This is a genomic window from Massilia eurypsychrophila, from assembly GCF_002760655.1.
Classification (GTDB): Bacteria; Pseudomonadota; Gammaproteobacteria; order Burkholderiales; family Burkholderiaceae_D; genus JAFCUW01.
In genome coordinates this window covers 28,533-48,566 of the sequence record NZ_PDOC01000030.1, presented here as the reverse complement: position 1 = coordinate 48,566, position 20,034 = coordinate 28,533, and the positions used below count along the sequence as shown (strand labels likewise).

The 20,034-nt window shown below is 68.6% G+C and carries 13 protein-coding genes and 1 pseudogene; 10 read left to right on the top strand and 4 right to left on the bottom strand.

Annotated features, from left to right (window positions below; genetic code table 11):
* Together CR105_RS25215 and CR105_RS25210 are read right to left on the bottom strand one after the other, a co-directional pair.
* A pseudogene (locus CR105_RS25215) lies at nt 1-175 on the bottom strand (IS66 family transposase zinc-finger binding domain-containing protein); the annotation flags it as partial.
* 383 nt (nt 176-558) lie between these two features.
* Nucleotides 559-1,062: a lactoylglutathione lyase family protein gene (locus CR105_RS25210; RefSeq protein WP_099793386.1), complete on the bottom strand. Its 504-nt coding sequence runs from the start codon at nt 1,060-1,062 to the stop codon at nt 559-561.
* Between the two features lie 89 nt (nt 1,063-1,151).
* Between CR105_RS25210 and CR105_RS25205 the strand changes: the two genes are divergently transcribed.
* From CR105_RS25205 to CR105_RS25180, 6 genes are all read left to right on the top strand, one after another.
* Entirely contained in the window at nt 1,152-2,048 is an 897-nt protein-coding gene (locus CR105_RS25205) for a LysR family transcriptional regulator (RefSeq protein WP_099793385.1), read from the top strand.
* A gap of 110 nt (nt 2,049-2,158) precedes the next feature.
* Nucleotides 2,159-3,571 carry a TolC family protein gene (locus CR105_RS25200; RefSeq protein ID WP_131021836.1) on the top strand — a complete coding sequence of 471 codons (1,413 nt, stop codon included), beginning with the start codon at nt 2,159-2,161 and terminating at the stop codon, nt 3,569-3,571.
* 4 nt (nt 3,572-3,575) lie between these two features.
* Entirely contained in the window at nt 3,576-4,553 is a 978-nt protein-coding gene (locus CR105_RS25195; RefSeq protein WP_099793382.1) for an HlyD family secretion protein, read from the top strand.
* Nucleotides 4,554-4,563: 10 nt separating this feature from the next.
* The gene (locus CR105_RS25190) at nt 4,564-5,745 is read left to right on the top strand and encodes an ABC transporter permease (RefSeq protein ID WP_099793381.1); all 1,182 of its coding nucleotides are present in this window, start codon (nt 4,564-4,566) and stop codon (nt 5,743-5,745) included.
* A complete protein-coding gene (locus tag CR105_RS25185; RefSeq protein WP_229414123.1) occupies nt 5,742-6,872 on the top strand; it encodes an ABC transporter permease in 1,131 nt (376 codons plus the stop codon). Before CR105_RS25190 ends, CR105_RS25185 begins: the two co-directional genes overlap by 4 nt.
* Before the next feature lie 188 nt (nt 6,873-7,060).
* On the top strand, nt 7,061-8,092 hold the full coding sequence (locus CR105_RS25180) for an SDR family oxidoreductase (protein ID WP_099793379.1): 1,032 nt from the start codon (nt 7,061-7,063) through the stop codon (nt 8,090-8,092).
* A gap of 126 nt (nt 8,093-8,218) precedes the next feature.
* Here CR105_RS25180 and CR105_RS28555 read toward each other — a convergent pair whose 3' ends face one another.
* A complete protein-coding gene (locus CR105_RS28555) occupies nt 8,219-8,392 on the bottom strand; it encodes a hypothetical protein (RefSeq protein WP_180288308.1) in 174 nt (57 codons plus the stop codon).
* A 196-nt stretch (nt 8,393-8,588) separates the two neighbouring features.
* On the opposite strand from CR105_RS28555, the gene CR105_RS25175 reads away from it, so the two are divergent.
* Nucleotides 8,589-9,797 (top strand): ABC transporter substrate-binding protein, encoded by a 1,209-nt coding sequence (locus CR105_RS25175; RefSeq protein ID WP_218968753.1) that lies wholly within the window; start codon nt 8,589-8,591, stop codon nt 9,795-9,797.
* Nucleotides 9,798-9,799: 2 nt separating this feature from the next.
* Complete coding sequence (locus CR105_RS25170) at nt 9,800-12,241, top strand: ATP-binding protein (RefSeq protein ID WP_099793377.1); 2,442 nt, start codon at nt 9,800-9,802, stop codon at nt 12,239-12,241.
* On the opposite strand, the gene CR105_RS25165 is transcribed toward CR105_RS25170, so the two are convergent.
* Nucleotides 12,238-12,468, bottom strand: a complete 231-nt coding sequence (locus tag CR105_RS25165) for a hypothetical protein (RefSeq protein WP_131021837.1) — start codon at nt 12,466-12,468, stop codon at nt 12,238-12,240. The two genes, CR105_RS25170 and CR105_RS25165, sit on opposite strands and share 4 nt — an antisense overlap.
* 119 nt (nt 12,469-12,587) lie before the next feature.
* On the opposite strand from CR105_RS25165, the gene CR105_RS25160 reads away from it, so the two are divergent.
* Nucleotides 12,588-17,168: a CHASE domain-containing protein gene (locus tag CR105_RS25160; RefSeq protein WP_131021838.1), complete on the top strand. Its 4,581-nt coding sequence runs from the start codon at nt 12,588-12,590 to the stop codon at nt 17,166-17,168.
* Between the two features lie 379 nt (nt 17,169-17,547).
* Nucleotides 17,548-20,034, top strand: coding sequence for a two-component system response regulator (locus CR105_RS25155; protein WP_099793371.1), 2,487 nt, complete (start codon nt 17,548-17,550; stop codon nt 20,032-20,034).

Here is a 20,034-nt window from a genome sequence, read left to right as displayed (position 1 = left end):
GCGGGCGGATGTGGCGGTGCACGAAGAAGCGCGCCGGTTCCACATCCAGTTGTTCGCTGATGTCTTCGCCAATCTTGACCAGGTCCTTGCCGCATTGGCCGCACTGGCAGGATTCGGGTTCGTGGCGCTGCTCAACACGTGGCAGCTCTGGAGGCAATGCTTGGCGGCCCGCGCGATCGTTGGCATAGGCGGCGGCGCTGCCGGTCCAGAACAGCAGCGGCGCGAACAGCAGCCACAACCCGGTCGTCGCCGCCGCCCAGCGCGCCCAGCCGGCGTCGCGCGACAGCGACAGCAGGCCGAACAGCACGAGCAAGGCGCCGCTGCCGACGTCGCTGGCGGTCATCCACGTGTCGGAGTACGGCAGGCCGCGGCCGTTCGGACCTGCGTATGCCTGCATTCTGCGGCCGCGGCACCACACCGGCATGCGATTGTTCAAACGGGCGCACCACCGGCGTGGTCTGATCTCGACGGGCAGGCTCAGCCAGGGTGCGGGGCGATGCCCTGCGCGCAGCGGCTTTGCCCGCCGCGCGCAGGGCATCGCCCCCTGAGCCCCGTGGCTTAGGCGGCCGCCTGGTAGGCGCCGGCGCCGTACGTCAGCTCGTAGCTGTGGCTGTAAATTTCGAGGATGTTGCCGAACGGGTCTTCCATGTAGACCATGCGGTATGGCTTTTCGCCCGGGTAGTAGTAGCGCACCGGCATGCGCTGCTTGCCGCCGGCGGCGACGATGCGCGCGGCCAGTGCTTCGACGTCGGGGTCCTGCACGCAGAAGTGGAACACGCCCGTCTTCCAGAACTCGAAGTTGTTTTCGCGCCGCTCGCCGTTGGCAAACTCGAACATCTCGACACCGACGCGGTCGCCCGTCGACATGTGGGCGATGCGAAACGAATTCCATGCCGGCCCGAAGACGTCGGTGCACATCACGCCGATCGCCGACGCGTCTTCCTTGATGGTGGTCGGCGGCATGATCACGTACCAGCCGAGCACTTCCGAATAGAACTTCACGGCGGCGTCCAGGTCCGTGACGGTAATGCCGATGTGGGAAAAGTTGCGTGGGTAGGTCATGTCTGCTCCTGCTGGAAAAGATACTACTGTAGGCCGATGAGCCTATAATGGGAAGCCGCGTTTAATAATCGATTCCATAAATTATTCTTATGATTAAACCGCTCAATCCGGCCTGGTTGCGTTCCTTGGTGGCGGTGTGCGAGAGCGGCAGCTTCACCCGCGCGGCAGCGCTGCTCGACCTGACCCAGGCGGCGGTCAGCCAGCACCTGCAGCGCCTCGAGGCCGAATGCGGGCCGTTGCTGATCCGGCGCACGCGCCAGCTCGAACTGACGCCGGCCGGCGTCAAGGTGCTCGAGCACGCGCGCGCGGCGGCCACCGCCCACCAGCGCCTGCAGGCGGCGCTGGCCGGCCAGGATCCGCATGCCGGCCCGGTCGCCATCGCCAGCCCGGGCAGCATCGGCCTGATCCTGTACCCGCGGCTGCTGGCGCTGCAGCAGCAGCATCCGGGCCTGATGGTCAGCTACCGCGCCGCGCCCACCGCCGACATCATCGCCGCCGTGCTGGCGGGACGGGCCGAACTGGGCATCGTCAGCCAGCGGATGGACGACGAGCGATTGTCGGCCGACCTGTTCGCGCGCGAAAGCCTGTGCCTGGTGATGCCGGCGGCGGCAGCCGACGACAGCTGGCCGGCGCTGGCCGCGCTCGGCTACATCGACCATCCGGACGGCCGCGACATGGGGCGCCGGCTGCTGGCGCGCGCGCATCCCGGCCATAACATCGACGAGCTGCCGGTGCGTGGTTTTACCAACCAGATCGGCACCATCCTCGACCCGGTGGCGCGCGGCCTGGGGTTCGCCGTGCTGCCGCGGTTCGCCGTCGCCGCCTACGCCGACCAGCGCGCGATCCGCGTCGCCAGTGCGCTGCCGCCGGTGGTCGACAGCCTGTGGCTGATCCATCGCGCGCAGTGGCCGTTGTCGGCCAGCGCCGCCTGGGCCGTGGGGCAGCTGCGCGCGCAGGACTGGTCGATGGGCATGCAGGCGGCATAAGAATGCGTCAATACGAGAAACGCGATATTTTTGCAAAATGATATGTTTTTCTCCGACGACAGGGCGGCGTTGACGTATTTCCTATCCACCAGGCTGTAGCGGAGTGCGCCGTGCGAGTAACGTTTTTTCATGTCCGGCCGGTTGCGGCCGCCGCTTTGCTGATGGCGGCCCAGTGCGCGCAGGGCGGCACCGCGGTCGACTACGCCGCAGCGCTGCGCCAGCTCAAGGCCAGCTCGGGCGCGATCAACGGCGCCAATCTCGATTTTCAGGCGAAGACGCTGCAGGCCGAGGCGGTGCGCCGCATCGACGGCCCCGACCTGCGCCTGTCCGGCTTCGCCGGCCGCGTCTCGACCACCCTCAGCGTCGACACCAGCAACCTGGCGCAGGCGGGCAACCCGGTGCTGGACCTGCTGCCGCCGCTGCCGGGCCTGACGCTGCCCGACATCCCGAGCACCCTCGACGTCGACCGCGTGTTCGACGTCCGCTCGCTGGGCGTGGCGTCGATCTGGCCGCTCTACACCGGCGGGCGCCTGCAGGCGGTCAAGCAGATCGCCGCCGGCCGCGCCGACGAAGCCGGCGCCGGCGTGCGCAAGGAACAGGACGAGGCGGCGACGTTGCTGGCGCAGCGCTATTTCACGGTGCAGCTGGCGCGCCAGGCGTCGCACCTGCGCGCCGACGCCGCGCGGCTGGCAAAGGAGCACCAGGGCGACGCCGTCAAGATGGAGCGCGCCGGCATGATCGCCAAGGTCGAGCGGCTGAAAGCCGATGTCGCCGTCGACAACGCCAGCCGCGAAGCGTCGAAGGCCGTCAGCGACCTCGAGATCGCGCAGCTGGCGCTGCGCCGCCTGCTCGGCGCAGCGGACGCCGTCAGCGCCACCACGCCGCTGTTCGTCCATGACCAGCCGGCCGGTTCGCTGGCCTCGTTCGTCGACGCGGCGATGGCGTCGAACGCGGCGTGGAAGCAGATCGACGGCAAGCGCCGCCAGGCCGCCGGCGCCGTGCAGCTGCAGGGCGGCGCCTTCAGCCCCACCGTCATCGGCGTCGCCAACTACAACCTGAACCGCGGCAGCTCGGCGCGCGCCAACTGGCTCGTCGGCGTGTCGGTCAGCGTACCGCTGATCGACCGCATCGACCGCGCCAAGATGAGCGCCGCAGCCCGCCTCGAGCAGCAGCGCGTCGAGGTCGCCGCCGAGCAGGCCGGGCGCGACATCCCGACGCTGGCCGAGAGCCAGTGGCGCGCGATGGAAGACGCCCGCCAGCGCTACCTGGCGATGGGCTCGACGATCGAACTGGCGCAAGAGACGCGGCGCCTGGCGCAGGTGTCGTTCAAGAACGGCCAGGCCACCTCCACCGACGTCGCCGACGCCTCGCTCAACTTCACCAAGGTGTCGCTCGAGCGCGCCCAGGCGGCCTACGAGTACGTCGTCGCGCTGGCCAAGCTGCTCGGCACCACGGGCGAGCCGGAGCGGCTGGCCGCGCTGGCACGCACCGCAACCCACACCGTCGACCTCACGAAAGACTGAACCCATGGCCAAACCCGCCACCCGTCGCCTGCTGGGCGGCGCCGCCGCCGTCGTCGTCATCGCCTTGCTCGGATGGGGCGTCTACCAGGCGTTCCGGCCGGTCCATGATCCGGTCCAGGGCCAGATCGAGGCGCAGGAAGTGAACGTGTCGTCGAAGGTGCCGGGGCGGGTCGGCCAGGTCCACGTGCAGCTGGGGCAGGCGGTCAAGCGCGGCGACCTGCTGTTCGAACTGGACAGCCCGGAAGTGCGCGCCAAGGTGGCGCAGGCGGCCGCCGCGCGCGACGCCGCCGGCGCCGCCAACCAGAAGGCGCAGGCCGGCGCGCGGCCGCAGGAGCTGGTCGCCGCGCGCGCCAACTGGGAGCGCGCGCAGTCGGGCGCCAAGCTGGCCCGCGTGACGTTCCAGCGCGTCCAGGCGATGTACGCCGAAGGGGTGATCGCGCGCCAGAAGCGCGACGAGGCCGAAGCGCAGGCGCGCTCGGCCGACGAACTGGCCACCGCCGCCCGCGCGCAGTACGACCTGGCGCGCCAGGGCGCCAGGCCGGAGGACAAGCTGGCCGCCGCGGCGCAGGTGCGCCAGGTGGCCGGCGTGGTGGCCGAGACCGACGCCGCGCTGGCCGAGACGCGCATCATGGCGCCGGCCGCCGGCGAGGTGACCAAGGTGGCGATCCAGGCCGGCGAGCTGGCGCCGCAGGGCTTCCCGGTCATCACGCTGGTCGACCTGGCCGACGTGTGGGCGGTGGTGGCGGTGCGGGAAGACGAATTTCAGCCCTACGCCAAGGACACGCTGCATCAGGCCAGCATCCCGGCGCTCAACGTCAAGGCGCAGTTCAAGGTCACGCTGGTGTCGGCGCTGCCGGCGTTCGCCACCTGGCGCGCCGCGCGTCCGGGCGGCACCGACCTGCGCACCTTCGAGGTGCGGCTGCGCCCGACCGCGCCGGTGCCGGGGCTGCGGCCGGGCATGACGGTCGTGTTCGAGCGCTGAGCATGTGCCGATGACGCGCGCCGCCAACGCCATCTCGTCGTCGCTGCGGCGCGAGTGGCGGCGCCTGCGCGCCGACCCGTGGGACCTGGCCATGCTGACCTCGATTCCGCTGGCGCTGTACCTGCTGACGTGGTGGATATTTGCCGCCGGCGTGGCGCGCGACCTGCCGCTGATCGTGCGCGACCTCGATCATTCGGCGATGTCGCGCAGCCTGGTGCGCATGCTCGACGCCTCGCCCGGCCTGCGGGTGGTGCGGGCGGCCGACAGCGACGCCGAGGCGTTGCGCCTGATCCGCGAGCGCAAGGCGTTTGGCATGGTATCGATCCCCGCCGGTCTGCAGAAGACCATCCAGGCCGGCGGCAGCGCCAAAGTGCAGTGGGCCTACAACGCCCAGTTCGCGGCGCACACGGGCGCCATGACGCGCGACGTGCGCGCCGTGGTGTCGACGCTGTCGGCCGGCATCGAAGTGCAGGCGCACACCAGGCGCGGCGCCGCCACCATCCTGGCAAGGCAACAGTACGAGCCCGTGCGAACCCGGACGGCGGCGCTGTTCAACGAAAACGGCAGCTACCTGCCGTCGCTGGCGCTGCCGGTGATCTTCAGCCTGATGCATATTTTCGTCACCCTGGCGGCGGTGACCGCCATCGGCCGCGAGTTGCGGGCGGCCACCGTGACCGAATGGCTGGCCGCCGCCGACGGCAAGCTGGGCGCGGCCTTGCTGGGCAAGCTGCTGATCCCGTTCGGCGCCTTCATCGTGCACGCGCTGCTGCTGGTGCTGCTGTTTGGCGTGATCCTCGGATGGCCGATCCTGGGCAGCGTGCTCGCCCTGATGCTCGGCACCGCCTGCTTCGTCAGCGCCTACCTGGCGATGGGCGCGTTCATCGTCGCCGCCACCGCGTCGCTGCGCTCGGCGCTGTCGATCTGCGCCTTTGTGACCGCGCCCGCGTTCGCGTTTTCGGGGCAGGGGTTTCCGATGCTGGCCATGCCCCTCGGCGCGCGCATCTGGGCCGATGCGCTGCCGCTGACGCACTACCTTCCGTTGATGAACAACACCTGGATGGCCGGCGCGCCGCTGCGCTTCGGCATCGCTCCGGTGGCGCTGCTGTTGTTGTTTACGGTCGGCTTCGGCGCCGCCGCCTACCTTCGCCTGGCCAGCCGCGCCAGGCAGCCCGACACCTGGGGCAAGCTGTGAACGGCGCGCGCGCGTTCGCGCTGACGTGGAAATCGATTTTCGGCGACAAGGCGGCGCTGCTGCTGTTTTTCATCTCCGGCATCGTCTATTCATTTTTCTATCCGCTGCCCTACAGCGCCGAGTCGGTGCGCGGCGTGCCGGTGGCGGTCGTCGACCAGGACAATTCGGCCCTGTCGCGCCAGCTGATCCGCTACGCCGGGGCGCATCCCGGCATCGACGTGGTGCGCGTCACCACGCGCCCCGAGGATGCGCAGGAATCGATATGGCGAGGCGACGCCGCCGGCGCCCTGTTCATCCCCGCCGATTTCAGCCGCAAGGTGCTGGCCGGCGCGCAGCCGGAAGTCGAAGTGAGCGGCAACGGCTCCTATCCCCTGTTGAACAAGGTGGTGCTGAACGCGCTTGCCGAGGTGGCCGGCACCGTTTCGGCCGGCATCGAAATCAGGCGCCTGGGCGCGGCCACGCCGTCGGCGGCGCAGGCCGCGGCGCTGCGCCAGCCGCTGGGCATCGAGGCGCTGCCGCTGTTTAACGTGCGCGAGGGGTACGCATCGTACATCGTGCCGGGCGTGGTCGTACTGGTCATGCAGCAGACCTTCTTGCTCGGCATCGGCCTGCTGTTCGGCAGCTGGGCGAGCGCGGGATCGTTTCCGTACGCGCCGAACGCGGCGTCGTATTTCGGCGCACTCAACGCGTTCGCGCTGGTTGTCGCCTTGAATGCGATGTATTTTTTCGGTTTTGTATTCTGGTGGCAGGATTATCCGCGCGGCGGCAACCTGGCCGGCACGGTCGTGCTGACGGTGCTGTATGCATACGCGGTGGCCGCCCTCGGCATCCTGATCGGGACGTTCTTCCGCACCCGCGAGCGCAGCATCCAGCTGCTCGTCGCCACCTCGATGCCGATCATGTTCTTGTCCGGACTGAGCTGGCCGACCAGCGCCATCCCGGTGCCGCTGCAGGCGGCCAGCTGGCTGCTGCCCTCGACCGCGGCGATCCAGGGATTCATCGCCACCAACCAGATGGGCGCGTCCCTTCACGAGGTACGCATCGAGCTCGCCGCGCTGGCCGGCCTGTCCGTCGTGCTGGTCGCGGCGGGCCTGCGCCAGTGGCGGCGCATGGAGCTGCCTGCCTAGCGGACGCCGTCTGCCTTCCTGGTCGTCACCAGGTTGCACCTCACCGCCAACGCGGCAATGTCGCTTGACAGCACCGTCGAAGCCGTTATAACGTAATATCGCACGTAATACCTCCGTCAAAGCCGATCAGAACGCTCCCGCTATCACAGAGCTGCTCGCCCGGTTTACCGTGAATCACCCTCCAGGGGATGGGACAGGCGGCGCTTGCTGCGGTCGCGGAGCTGTCGCCGGCACCCCAGGCAGCAATTCTGGGCCGCAAGGAGCGGGTCGACATCGCCAACGCGGCGATGATCAACGGCATCAGCTCGCACACATTCGACTTCGACGATACCCACCTGAAGACCATCATTCACCCTGCCGGCCCGGTCGCATCGGCGGTGCTGGCTCTCGGCGAACACATCGGCGCGACAGGCCGCGAGATGATCGATGCCCTGGTCATCGGCATCGAGGTGTCGTGCCGGGTTGGTAACGCCATCTATCCGGATCATTACGAGGTTACAGGCGCCGGCCGCAATATCGGCCGCGAAATTGCACTGCGGCTCGCAAGGCAAGGGGTCGCGGTCGCCGTCAACGTGCGCCAATCCGTGGCCGAGGGGCAGGCCGTCGTCGATGACATCAAGCGCCAGGGGGGCGCCGCCATCTTGTGTATGGCCGATGTCACCGACCGGGAGGCGGTCGAGAACATGGTCTCGACGATCGACGCCGCGTGGGGCAGGCTGGACATCCTCATCAATAACGCGGCGATCCGCAAGGAGGTCGAGTTTTCCGAACTGTCTGTAGCGCAGTGGCACGCCACGCTCGGCGTCGTGCTCGACGGCACGTTTCACTGCAGCCAGGCGGCATTGGCGCTGCGGAAAAAATCCGGACAGGGCACGATCGTCAACATCGGTGGCCTGACGGCGCACACCGGCGCCGAGCACCGGGTGCATGTCATTACCGCCAAGGCTGGCCTGGTGGGGATGACCAAAGCGCTCGCCAACGACCTCGGGGCCGACGGCATCACCGTCAATTGTGTTGCGCCCGGCATGATCGATACGCAGCGGGCCACCTCGAGTTCATCCGGCACGCCGGGGCATCATGCAACCCGCCATACCCTGCTTGGCCGCAACGGCACGCCCGCGGAAGTGGCAGATGCCGTGCTGTGGCTTGTCGGCGACGGCGCCCGTTTCATCACGGGACAAGTAAGTCACGTCAATGGCGGCGCCTACCTTGGCAGTTGATTGGTCCGCTTGCTGCGCGGCGCTTACCGGCGCCTTGGACTGACGCGCCCGCAGACGCTACGCAGGCGACGATGGCAGTCGCCTCGGCGCCACCGTGTTGCGGCAATCAGGATCACGACGCCGCTGTCACGTGCACCGCACCACCGTCGCCGCCGCCTGGTCCACCTCACGGCGGCCCGTCAGGCCGCCTGCCTGTAGTGCGAGCGGCCGCGCCAGTGGCGCGCGCGCCAGCGCCATGCCGCTGCCGTTGCAGGCGCTGAGCTTGCGGTTGCCTTCGACTGCCGCCATCCGAGGCTTCATCGCCACCAATCAGATGGGCTGCGCATGGCGCCGCCTGAATCGCCGGCGTCCTGCCTAATCAATTGATTTGGAGGAAATGGCAGGCCCGTTCCACGGGGCCCGCCGAGCGGCTCGCGCGCAGGTGGGCAATGGCAACCGTCAGCCGTGCACGGGAGAGAACGGGTAAAATATTGCTTTTTATATTGCGCACATCAACATGAAGACATTCGCTTCGTCGTTTCGCGGCGCGCGTATCGGCGCAATCATCTGCTGCTGGATCGCCATGCTGGCGGTCGCTGGCGCCGAGGCGGCCGAGCGCGCACCGGTCCGGGTCGGCATCGATGCCGAGTTCGAACTGGAAAACAGCACGTCGGCCCAAGCGGTCGAGCTCGGCGTGCGCAGCGCGATCGACGAGATCAACGCGGGCGGCGGGGTCTTGCACGGCCGCAAGCTCGAACTCGTGCTCAAGGATCACCGGTCGATTCCGGCGCGCGGCATCCGCAATATTGCACAGTTCGCGGCGATGCCCGACCTGGTGGCCGTGTTCGGCGGACGTTTCAGCCCGGTCGTGATCGAGCAACTGCCCAAAATAAAGGAAACCGGGACGCTGTTCCTGGCGCCCTGGTCATCGGCGGACGCCATTGTCGACAACGGCATGCACCCGAACTACGTATTTCGCCTGTCCTTGCGCGACAGTCTGGCGATGCCGACCTTGCTCGGTGCCGCGCGCAAGCGCGGACTGAAAAAGGTCGGGCTATTGTTGACCAACACATCCTGGGGGCGCAGCAATCTTGCCGCCGCCGACAGTTTCATGGCCAACGCACGCGACATGAAGGTGGTGCGCACCGCCTGGTACAACTGGCGCGACACCTCCCTGGTCGAGCATTACAAGGCGCTGCTGGCGGCCGGCGCCCAGGCCGTCGTGCTGGTGGCGAACGACGACGAAGCGGCCATCCTGGTGCGCGAAGTGGCCGCGCTGCCGCCGTCGCAGCGCTTTCCCATCCTGAGCCATTGGGGCGTGACCGGCGGCGAGTTCGTCAAGCAGGCCGGGCCGGCACTGCAACAGGTCGATTTCTCGGTGATTCAGACGTTCAGCTTTTTCAATGCGCAGCCGGCCATGGTCGAGCGCTTCCTTCGCCACGCCGCCAAGGTGTCCACCGTGCGCCGCATCGAGGACATCAAGGCGCCGGTCGGCGTCGCCCACGCCTATGACCTGATGCACCTGTTGGCCAAGGCGATCAACCTGGCCGGCAGCACAGAGCGCAGCGCGGTGCGTGATTCGCTGGAAAAGCTCTCGGCGCACCGTGGCCTGGTCAAGCTGTATCAGCCGGCGTTTACCGCCACGCGCCATGAAGCGCTCGGCGCCGGCGAACTGCTGATGGCGCGCTATCGGCCGGACGGCGTGCTGGTGCCGGCGAAGGACTAGCGATGCTGCGACGATTATTCGGCACGGCGAGCCTGGCGCGGCGCTTCGCGCTGGCCGCCGCGGTGCTGACGGCGAGCGCGATCGTCCTCGTTGCGCTCGCCTCGGCCGCGCTGATCCGGCAGCAAAGCGCCAGCGCCGATGCACTGCTGAGGCAGCGCGAGATGGCCTTCAATGCGATCCTGGTGCGCAACAACCTGACGGCGCTGTCGTCACGCGTCGGCGAGTTGGCGAACAATCCGATTCTTGCCAACGCGCTGGTCGACAGCGCCGGCAAGGAAACCTATCTGGCGCCATTCCTGCGGGGAATGCGACAGATCAACGGCATTCCGATCCAGTTGATGCTGACCGATTTTGAAGGCCAGGAGATCGCCAGCAACGGCGCCGCCCCATTCGGCAGCGAAGAGCTGGTTTGGTTGCGGGGCCAGCTCGCCGCCAATACGGAGCAGCCGTTGCTGGTCGGTACTGCCGACGGCGCCCGGCTGGTCGCCATCAGGTTGCTGCGCTACGCGCGCACCAGCGGCGCGGAAGGGGCGGTCATGTACAGCGTGCGGTTGGCCGACCTGGCGCCGGTGGACTGGACGCAACTGAGCCGGCGCGCCAGCGGCGATCGGCGCGGCGCGGCGGCGTCGATCGCGATCGACCAGCCGCCGCAATTTGCCGCGCTGGGATTGATTCTGGAAGCGAAGCCGACGCATGTCGCCGCCGCGCTGAGCGATCCGGCGCCGAACTATGCCATCATCGCCGCCATCGCGCTGGCGCTGGCCGGCAGTGTGTTTCTGCTGGCCTCGCGGCTGGCGTTCGGGCTCACGCGCGACCTGCGGCGGCTGGAACATTTCGCCAGCAACGTCGGCGAGGATGGCATCAGCGACCAGCGCGCCGAGCTGGTGGGCAGCACCGAGGTGACCGGCCTGGCGCGCTCGATCAACCGCATGCTCGACCGGCTGTACCTGCAGCATCGCGGCATACTGCATGAACGCAAGCGGTTCGTCGAACTGGCAAATACGATTCCGCAGCTCGCCTGGATTGCCGAGCCGGACGGCAAGATCAGCTGGTATAACGATCGCTGGTACGCCTACACGGGCGCCGCGCCGGCGCAGATGGAGGACAGCGGCTGGATGGCCTGGCATGACCCCGACACCTTGCCGGCCGTGCGCGAGGCCTGGCAGGCGGCAATTGCCAGCGGCAATCCGGCGCAGATGACGTTTTCGCTGCGCGGCGCCGACGGCTGCTATCGGCGCTTTTTCACCTCTGTCGCGCCGCTGCGCGACAGTCAGGGCCGCATCGCGCAGTGGTTCGGCACCAATACCGACCTGTCGCAGCTCGAACAGGCCGAACTGGTCGCCCGTCGCAGCGAAGAGCGGCTCCACCAGGGGATGGTGGCGGCACGCATGGCGGTGTGGGACTGGGACCTGGCCACCGGCCAGATCCATTTTTCCGCCAATCTGCGCAGTATTGTCGGCACCCAGTGGGACCGCATCGCCTGCGCCTGGGAGGCGGTACATGCCGACGATGTGGCCGAACTGAGGGCGGCGGTGACGGCGGCCGTTGCCAGCGGCAGCCAGTACCATGCCGTCGTGCGCATCAGGGGCGCCGCCGAAGCGCCGATGCTGTGGGTCGACATGCGCGGCCAGATCGGCATTGCCGCCGATGGCAGCGCGGTGATGCACGCGGTGGCGATCGACGTCACCGAGCGCAAGCGGGCGGAGGAGGCATTGCGCGAGGCCGACCGCAGCAAGGATGAGTTCCTGGCGATGCTCGCTCACGAACTGAGAAACCCGCTCGCGCCCATCAGCAGCGGCGCTGAACTGCTCAAGCTCGGCGTGCTGTCCGGCGAGCGCGTGGCGCGTACCGGCGAAGTGATCGCGCGCCAGGTGGCGCACATGACGCACCTGGTCAACGACTTGCTCGATGTCTCGCGGGTGACCCGCGGGCTGGTCTCGATTGCCAGCGGGCGGCTCGATCTGCGGCAGATCGTGCAAGAATCGGTCGAGCAGACCCGGCCGCTGATCGACACGCGCGGCCAGCGCTTGACGGTGGTGCTGCCGGCCGATCCGGTGTGGGTCGACGGCGACCGCACCCGGCTGGTCCAGGTGATGTCGAACTTGCTCAACAATTCCGCAAAATTTACCGCCGCCGGCGGCGTCATCGACGTCGCGCTGGTGCGCGATGACGCCGGCGCGGTGCTGACGGTGCGTGACAATGGCAGCGGCATCAGTGCGCAATTGCTGCCTAACATCTTCGATTTGTTCACCCAGGGCAAGAGAGCGCTCGATCGTTCGCAGGGCGGGCTCGGCCTCGGATTGGCGCTGGTGAAAAAACTGATCGAGCTGCACGGCGGCAGCGTCGCGGCGGCCAGCGCCGGCGTCGGCCACGGCAGCGTCATGACGATCACGCTGCCGCTGATGGGCGAGGATCGGCTGCGCCCTGCCAGCGGCGCGGCCTAGCCGCTGGCGTGCCGCCGGCCGCAGCGCATGAGCGCCGCGTCATGCCCGGCCGAGCAACGCGGCCAGCTTGTCGACATCGACAGGCAGGACGAAAAATCGACGCCGGTCGCAATCAAGCGGCTGACCTGGCGCTCGATGATCTGGCCCGTCTGTGCAAGGCGCTGCTGATCGAGGTGGCGGCCAAACTGCGGCAACGCCGGGGAAAAGTGCGGCAGGGGAGGGGGCATGGACGGGGGACAGGCACCGGCGACGGCGCTTCGACTTGCCTTGTGTTACCGGTTTGTATACCCTGACGGGACGACGCCGGCCACCGAGGTCGGCGCCATGCCTGTCGAGGAGCTGTCCCGTGCAAGACAAACGTTGGATGCGGCTCTTGTTGGCCAACCTGGTGCTGGCGGGGGTGTACTACGGCGCCGCGCGGCTCGGCTTGATGCTCGCGTTCGAGTCCACCAATGTGTCGCCCGTCTGGCCGCCATCGGGCATGGCGCTGGCCGCCTTGCTGCTGGTCGGGCGCAGCGTCTGGCCGGGCGTCCTGCTGGGCGCCTTTTCCGCCAACCTTGTCGTCTTTCTCGGCAGTGGCCAGCTCGGCGCCGGCGCCGCGCTGGCCAGTTCGCTGGCGATCGCCGCCGGCAATACCGTCGAGGCATTGACGGCGGCCTGGCTGCTGCAGCGCATCGCGGCGCCGGCGCAGCTGCTGGGCAAACCTGAACATACCTATCCGTTCGTCGGCGCCACCGCCTTCGCCGCGGCGGCCGGCGCGCTGATCGGCACCACCAGCTTGCTGTGGGCCGGCATCGTGGCGCCGGCGGCGGTGCCGATGATCGCGGCGACCTGGTGGGTCGGCGATCTTGCCGGCATGCTCATCGTGGTGCCGCTGGTGCTGGCCTGGCGGGCGGCGCCGGTGGCGCGCGGCACCGGCCGGCTGCGCGCCGGCGCCGAGCTGCTGGCGCTGCTGGCCTTGCTCGCCGCGCTGCTGAATCGCCCGCCCGATGCCGGCCAGCGCATCTGGCTGCTTGCCTTGCTCGCCTGCATCGGCTGGGCGGCGCTGCGCCATGGCCGCCGTGGCGCCACGCTGGTGGTGCTCGTCATCGCCGGTGCGACCGTGCTGGCGACGACGCAAGGGCTCGGGCCGTTTGCCGCCGGTAGCCGCAACGAGGCGCTGTTCGGCCTCGAAGTGTTCATTGGCCTGTTCAGCACGGTGGGCATCTTGCTGGCCGCCGACGCCGACCTGCGCGTGCAACGCCACAGTGGCGGGCCGGGCGGCTGGCTGCACTGGGCGGTGCTGGCCGGCACCATGCTGCTGACCTTGGTGGGATGGCAATACGTCACCAATGAGACCGAACAGCGCGCCGTCGATCGCTTCCGTGTCGAAACCGAGGACGCCCGGCGCCGCGTCGCCGACCGCATCGACGCCTACGCGCAAATCCTGCACAGCGGCCGTTCGCTGCTGACCGCATCGCCCGGCCTGGCTGGCGCCGACTGGCGCGATTTTGTGCGCGCCATCGACGTCGACAGCAAGTATCCCGGCTTCCAGGTGCTCGGCGTGGCGCGCCGCGTGCGCGAGCGCGATGCGCTCGAGCGCCAGATGCGCGCCGCCGGGCATCCCGCGTACGCGATCTGGCCGGCCGGCCGGCGCGAGTCCTACGTCGCCATCGTCATGGTCGAACCGTTCGTCGGCCGCAACCTGCGCGCGTTCGGCTTCGACATGCATTCGGAGCCAGTGCGGCGCGCCGCGCTGACGCGGGCGATGGAGAACGATGCGCTGGCCGTCAGCGCCAAGGTGACGCTGGTGCAGGAGGTCGGCAAGGACCGCCAGGCCGGCTTTCTGATGTACCTGCCGGTGTACCGGCGCGGCGCGCCGCACGACAACCGCCAGCAGCGGCTCGCCGCGATCGAGTCGTACGTGTACGGCGCATTCCGCATGGACGATCTGATGCGCGGCATCCTCGGTGCCGCCACGCCGGCCGTCTCGATCGAGCTGTTCGACGGTGTCGGCACGAGCGAAGTGGCGCGCCTGTTCGCCAGTGCGGCGGCGGCGAAGTCGGCCGACCGCGCCGGCGCCGCCTACACAAGCACCACCAGCGTCAGCGTCGGCGACGCGCGCTGGACCTTGCGGGTGACGTCGCTGCCGGCGTTCGAGGCGTCGATCGACCGCGCCAAGGGGCTGATCGTGCTGTTTGCCGGTACCCTGAGCGCGCTTTTACTTTTTGGCATGATGCGGGCGCTGCGCCAGACCAGCGAGGACGCGCTGGCGCTGGCCTCGAGCATGAAAGGGGCGTTGCGCCAGTCCGAACACCGGTTCGCCATCCTGGTCGATTCGGCCAGTGAATTTGCCATCATCGCCACCGACCTTGACGGTGTCATCGAGGTCTTCAGCGTTGGCGCCGAACGCATGCTCGGCTACGCTGCGAACGAGCTGGTCGGCGTGGCGTCGCCGGCCTTGCTGCACGACGCCGACGAAGTGGCGGCGCGCGCGCTGGTGCTCGGCGCCGAACTGGGCGAGCCGGTGGCCGGTTTCGACGTGTTTGTCGCCCACGCGCGGCGCGGGCGTGCCGAGACGGCCGAATGGACGTACCGGTGCAAGGACGGTTCGCGCCTGCCGGTGCAGCTCACGGTCAGTGCCATCCGCGATGGCGAAGGGGCGGTGATCGGCTTTCTCGGCATCGCCCGCGACATCACCGCGCAAAAGCGCATCGATCAGGACTTGCGCCTGGCGATGATGCGGGCCGACGCCGCCAGCCGCGCCAAGGGCGAATTTGTGGCCAACATGAGCCATGAATTGCGCACCCCGCTCAATGCCGTGCTCGGGATGGCGCAATTGTTGCAGCGCACTGCCTTGAATGACCGCCAGCGCCGCGATGTCGACGCCATCCGCACCGCCGGCGCGGCGCTGCTGGCCATCCTCAACGACATCCTGGATTTTTCGAAGATCGAGGCCGGCAAGATGGAGCTGGCGTGCATGCCGTTGCGCCTCGAGGACGTGGCGGCGGCGCTGGCGACAATGATGAGCCTGAATGCGCGCGAAACGCCGCTGGTGCTGACCATCGCGCTCGACGCCGCCTTGCCGCCGTTGCTGCTGGGCGACGCCTTGCGCCTGCAGCAAGTGCTGGTCAACCTGGCCGGCAATGCCGTCAAATTTACCGAGCGCGGCCACGTCGCGGTGCGCCTGCGCAGCGCCGGCCGGCGCGACGACACGGTGAGCGTGGAGATCAGCATCGAGGACAGCGGAATCGGCATGAGCGCCGAGCAGCTCGACACCGTGTTTTCCGAGTTCGCGCAGGCCGACTCGTCGACCACGCGCCGCTTCGGCGGCACCGGCCTGGGCCTGGCCATCTCGCGCCGGCTGGTGGCGATGATGGGCGGGCAAATCGCCGTCTCCAGCGCGCTTGGCGTCGGCAGTCAGTTCGTTGTCTCCTTGCCATTGGGCGTGGCGCCAGACGATGCCGTCGCCAGCGTGGCGCAGTTGCCGGCGCTGCGCGTGCTGGTCGCCGACAAGGCGCCGGCCAGCGCCGCCGTGCTTGGCGCGGCGCTGGCCGCGCTCGGTTGCCATGCCGAGCTGCTGGCGCCGCACCGGGGCGGCATCGCCGCCGCCATCGCCGCGGCCGCGCCGGCGCAGGTCGTCCTGCTCGACCTGGGGCTGGCGGGCGACGATCCCGCGGCGCTCATCGATGCGCTGCGCGGCGGCAGCGGCTGCGCGGTCGTGCTCATGCTCAGCGCTTATGAGCGCGCCGTGTTCGACTTCGACCCGGCCGCGCTGGGCGCCGATGCGGTGCTCGACAAACCGGTCACGCCGCTGCCCTTGCGCAACTGCCTGGCGGCGATCCTGGCGCGCAGGGCCGGCGGCGCCGCTGCCGCTGGCGCGCATGCGGCCGCGCCGCTGCGCGGCACGCTGCTGCTGGTGGAGGACAACCTGCTGAACCAGGCGGTGGGCCGACGCCTGCTCGAGGCGGCCGGCGCCCAGGTCGTCATTGCCGGCAACGGCCAGATCGCCGTTGACATGCTGCGCGCCGATCCTGGCCGCTTTGCGCTGGTGCTGCTCGACATCCAGATGCCGGTGATGGACGGTTTCCAGGCGATTGCGCTGATCCGCGGCGAACTGGCGCTGGAGCTGCCGGTGCTGGCGATGACGGCCGGCGTGATGGAACACGAGCGCGAGCGCTGTATCGCGGCCGGCATGAACGGCTTTATCGCCAAGCCGCTCGACGCCGAGCAGTTGTTCGACGAAATTGCGCGCCACCTGCCGCAGGCCGCTGCGGCGCCCGCCGCGGCGCCGCCGGACGCTGCAGCGAGCGACGCCGGCGGCGTGTTCGACGTCAGCAGCCTGGTCAACGAGGCCGACGCTGACGACGGCAACGCCGGCATCATGGCCGCCCTGATCGGCGCTGTCGTCGATACCGGCACCGACGAGCTCGACCAGGTCGCCGATGCCTGGCGTGAAGATCGCCTGCCGGCGGCGGCGCGCACGCTGCACGCGATGCGCGGCGCGATCGGTTCGCTCGGTGCGCGGCGCTTTGCCGCCGCCGCGCTGGCACTGGAACGGGCCATGCACGCGCGGCCGGACGACCATGCCCTGCTCGACCAGCTGCTGCTGAGCGCACAGCAGGAGCTCGGCGCGACCTTGCGCGCGGCGGCGGCGTGGCTGGCCCGGCGGCTGCCGCCGGTGGCCGGCGCCGGCGCCGGCGCCAGCGCGGTCACCGGCGCCGAGCTCAGCGACCTTGGCCGGCTGCTCGGCGAGCGCAACCTTGCTGCCTGCGAGTTGTTCGCGCGCATCGAGCCGGGGCTGGAGCCGCTGGTCGGCGCCGAGGTGGCGCAGCAGTTGCGCCTGGCCATGCGGGTACTTGACTTCGAGACCGCAGCGGCGCTGCTCGCAGCCGAGCCGGCCGCCACCGTGCGCACCCAGGCGGCGCTGCTCGGCGCACCCTGCTGATCGGCCATGCCTACCAGGCCGCGCTTGCCAACGACGGTCGATGCCAGTGCCGCGCAATTGCGCGCCCCCGATGCGTGGCGCTGGTAGAACAGGCGCTGGCGCCAGGGTGCAGTTGCTGCAGCTGGCGCCGAGCGAAGCAGGGGGCGCGATGACGTGGTGGCGCTGACCGGCAACATGGTTGCGTTGAAGTGTTGCGCTAGTTTGTTTTGCAAAAATTGTAAAAAATCAGTCGTTAATGTTGTAGTATTAAAATGATTTTCTTGGCGTCAACGCCGTGTGGTCGCCGCGATGCTGGTCGCCCGCCACCGCGGCACGCCGCCCGATGCGCCTTGGTCGTTCGATCCGGCCTGCGCGCACGGTTGAATTGCTTGAGGACGACATGGACACAGCTGTATCAACATCGCAGCACGGCGGGCCCGTTGAACCGCTGATTCTCATCGTCGACGACGTCGCCGCAAATATCACCTTGTTGGGCAAGGCGGTGGCGGGCCTGGCGCAGGTCGTGTTCGCCACCGATGGGATCAGTGCGCTCGAACTGGCGTTCAGCCGCGCGCCCGACGTGATCCTGCTCGACATTGAGATGCCGGGCATGGATGGCTACGCCGTCTGCAAGGCGCTCAAGGCGTCGCCGCGCACGGCCGGCTGCGCCGTCATCTTCGTCACCGGCCACGACAGCGCAGAGCACGAACTGGCGTCATTGAACGAAGGCGCGGTCGATTTTGTGCAAAAGCCGTTCAACCTGGCCGTGGTGCGCGCGCGCGTGCGCACCCATCTGGAACTGCGCGCGCGCACCCGGCAACTGCGCCTGGCCCGGCACGACCTGATGGACCTGGTCCATTCGCTGCCCGCGTTTGTCGCCTTTTGGGACGCCGCTTTTGTCAACCGGTTCAGCAACGACCGCGATGGCCGCTGGTTCGGCGTGGCGGCATCGGCGATGCGCCTGCGCCCGCTGGCAGAGGTCGTCGGGCCGGGCAACGCGGCGCTGATCGCCGCGCATGCCGCTTCGCTCGAGGACGGTGGCGAAACGACGTTCGAAATGCAGGTGTTACACCAGGCTCAGCGGCGATATTGCCATGCCGCGCTGGTGTGCCGCATGCGCGAAGGCGGCCGCCACGGCTATCTGCTGCTGCTGACGGACGTCAGCGCCAGGAAGCTGGCCGAGCTGGCGCTGGGCGAGGAGAAGGAGAAATTCCGCGTCACCTTGAATTCGATCGGCGACGCGGTGATCGCCACCGACGGCGACGCCAGGGTCACGTTCATCAATCCGGTTGCGGAACTGATGACCGGTTTTCACGCCGGCGAGGCGCTCGGCCTGGCGATCGAGACGGTCATGCCCCTTTGCAACGGCGCCAGCGGTGAGCCGAGCGTCAATCCGATCCGCATCGCCCTGCGCGAGAACCGCATTGTCGGCATGGCCTTCGATTCGCAGCTGATCGGCCGCGCCGGCCGGCGCTACGCAGTGGAGGACTCGGCCGCCCCGATCCTCGACGCCGGCGGCAAGCGCAGCGGCGCCATCATCGTGTTTCACGACGTCAGCGAGGCGCGCGCGATGGCGTTCAAGATGACCCACCTGGCCCAGCACGACGCCCTGACCGATTTGCCCAACCGGGTGCTGCTGCGCGATCGCACCAGCCAGGCGCTCGAACAGGCCGGCCGGTCGGGCCAGCGGGTAGCGCTGCTGTTGCTCGACCTGGACAATTTCAAGGCCATCAACAGTGCGATCGGTCACAGCATCGGCGACGCCCTGCTCAAGCAGCTGGCCGATCGCCTGCGCATGTTCCTGCGCGTCAGCGACACCATCAGCCGCCAGGGCGGCGACGAATTCGTGATCCTGATTCCGGCCCTCGATGAAGTCGCCTACGCCGACCGGGTGGCGCGCCAGCTGCTGGCGCTGGTGGCGACGCCGCTGTACCACGATGGCGTGCGCTATGACGTGACCGCGAGCATTGGCCTGAGCCTGTATCCGGACGATTGCAGCGAGCAGGAGGAGATGTATCGCCACGCCGATGCGGCGATGTACAAGGCGAAGCAGGATGGCAAGAACCGTTACCATTTCTTCGCCTCCGAGATCGAGGAAATTCTGCTGGCGCGCAACGCGCTCGACCGCGACCTGCGCATTGCGCTCGACGAGTCCGAGTTTGCCGTCGCTTACCAGCCCAAGGTCGACGCCCGCAGTGGCCGCATCGTCGGGCTCGAAGCCTTGCTGCGCTGGTGCCGCGCCGATGGCGTGCAGGTGTCGCCCGCCGACTTCATCCCGCTGGCCGAGGAGACCGGCATGATCGTGCAGATCGGCAGTTTCGTGCTCGACCAGGTTTGCCGCGATCTGGTCGAACTCACTGCCGCCGGTTGCGCCATGCGCATCAGCATGAACATCTCCGGCAAGGAATTCCAGGAAGAGGGCTTCGCCACCCGCATCGCCGCCGCGCTCGATGCAGGCGGCATCGCGCCGGCGCTGCTGGAGCTGGAAATCACCGAAGGCACGCTGATGGGCGACATCGAACGGTCGCGCGCCAACCTGCTGCAACTCAAGCGCACCGGCGTGAGCATCAGCATCGACGATTTCGGCACCGGCTATTCCAGTCTGTCGTACTTGAAAAATTTTCCGATCGACGTGCTAAAGATCGACCAGTCGTTCGTGCGCGACATGTTGAGCAACACGCAGGACGCCTCGATCATCTCGGCCATCATCCATCTGGCCAACAGCCTGCAGATCGCGCTCGTGGCCGAAGGGGTGGAGCAAGAGGGGCAAGCCGCTGCGCTGGCGGCGATGGGATGCAGCACGATGCAAGGCTACCTGTACGCCAGGCCGATGCCGCTGACGTTATTGTGGCCGCTGCTCAAAGCGGGCCGAGTGCCGGCGCGTTAG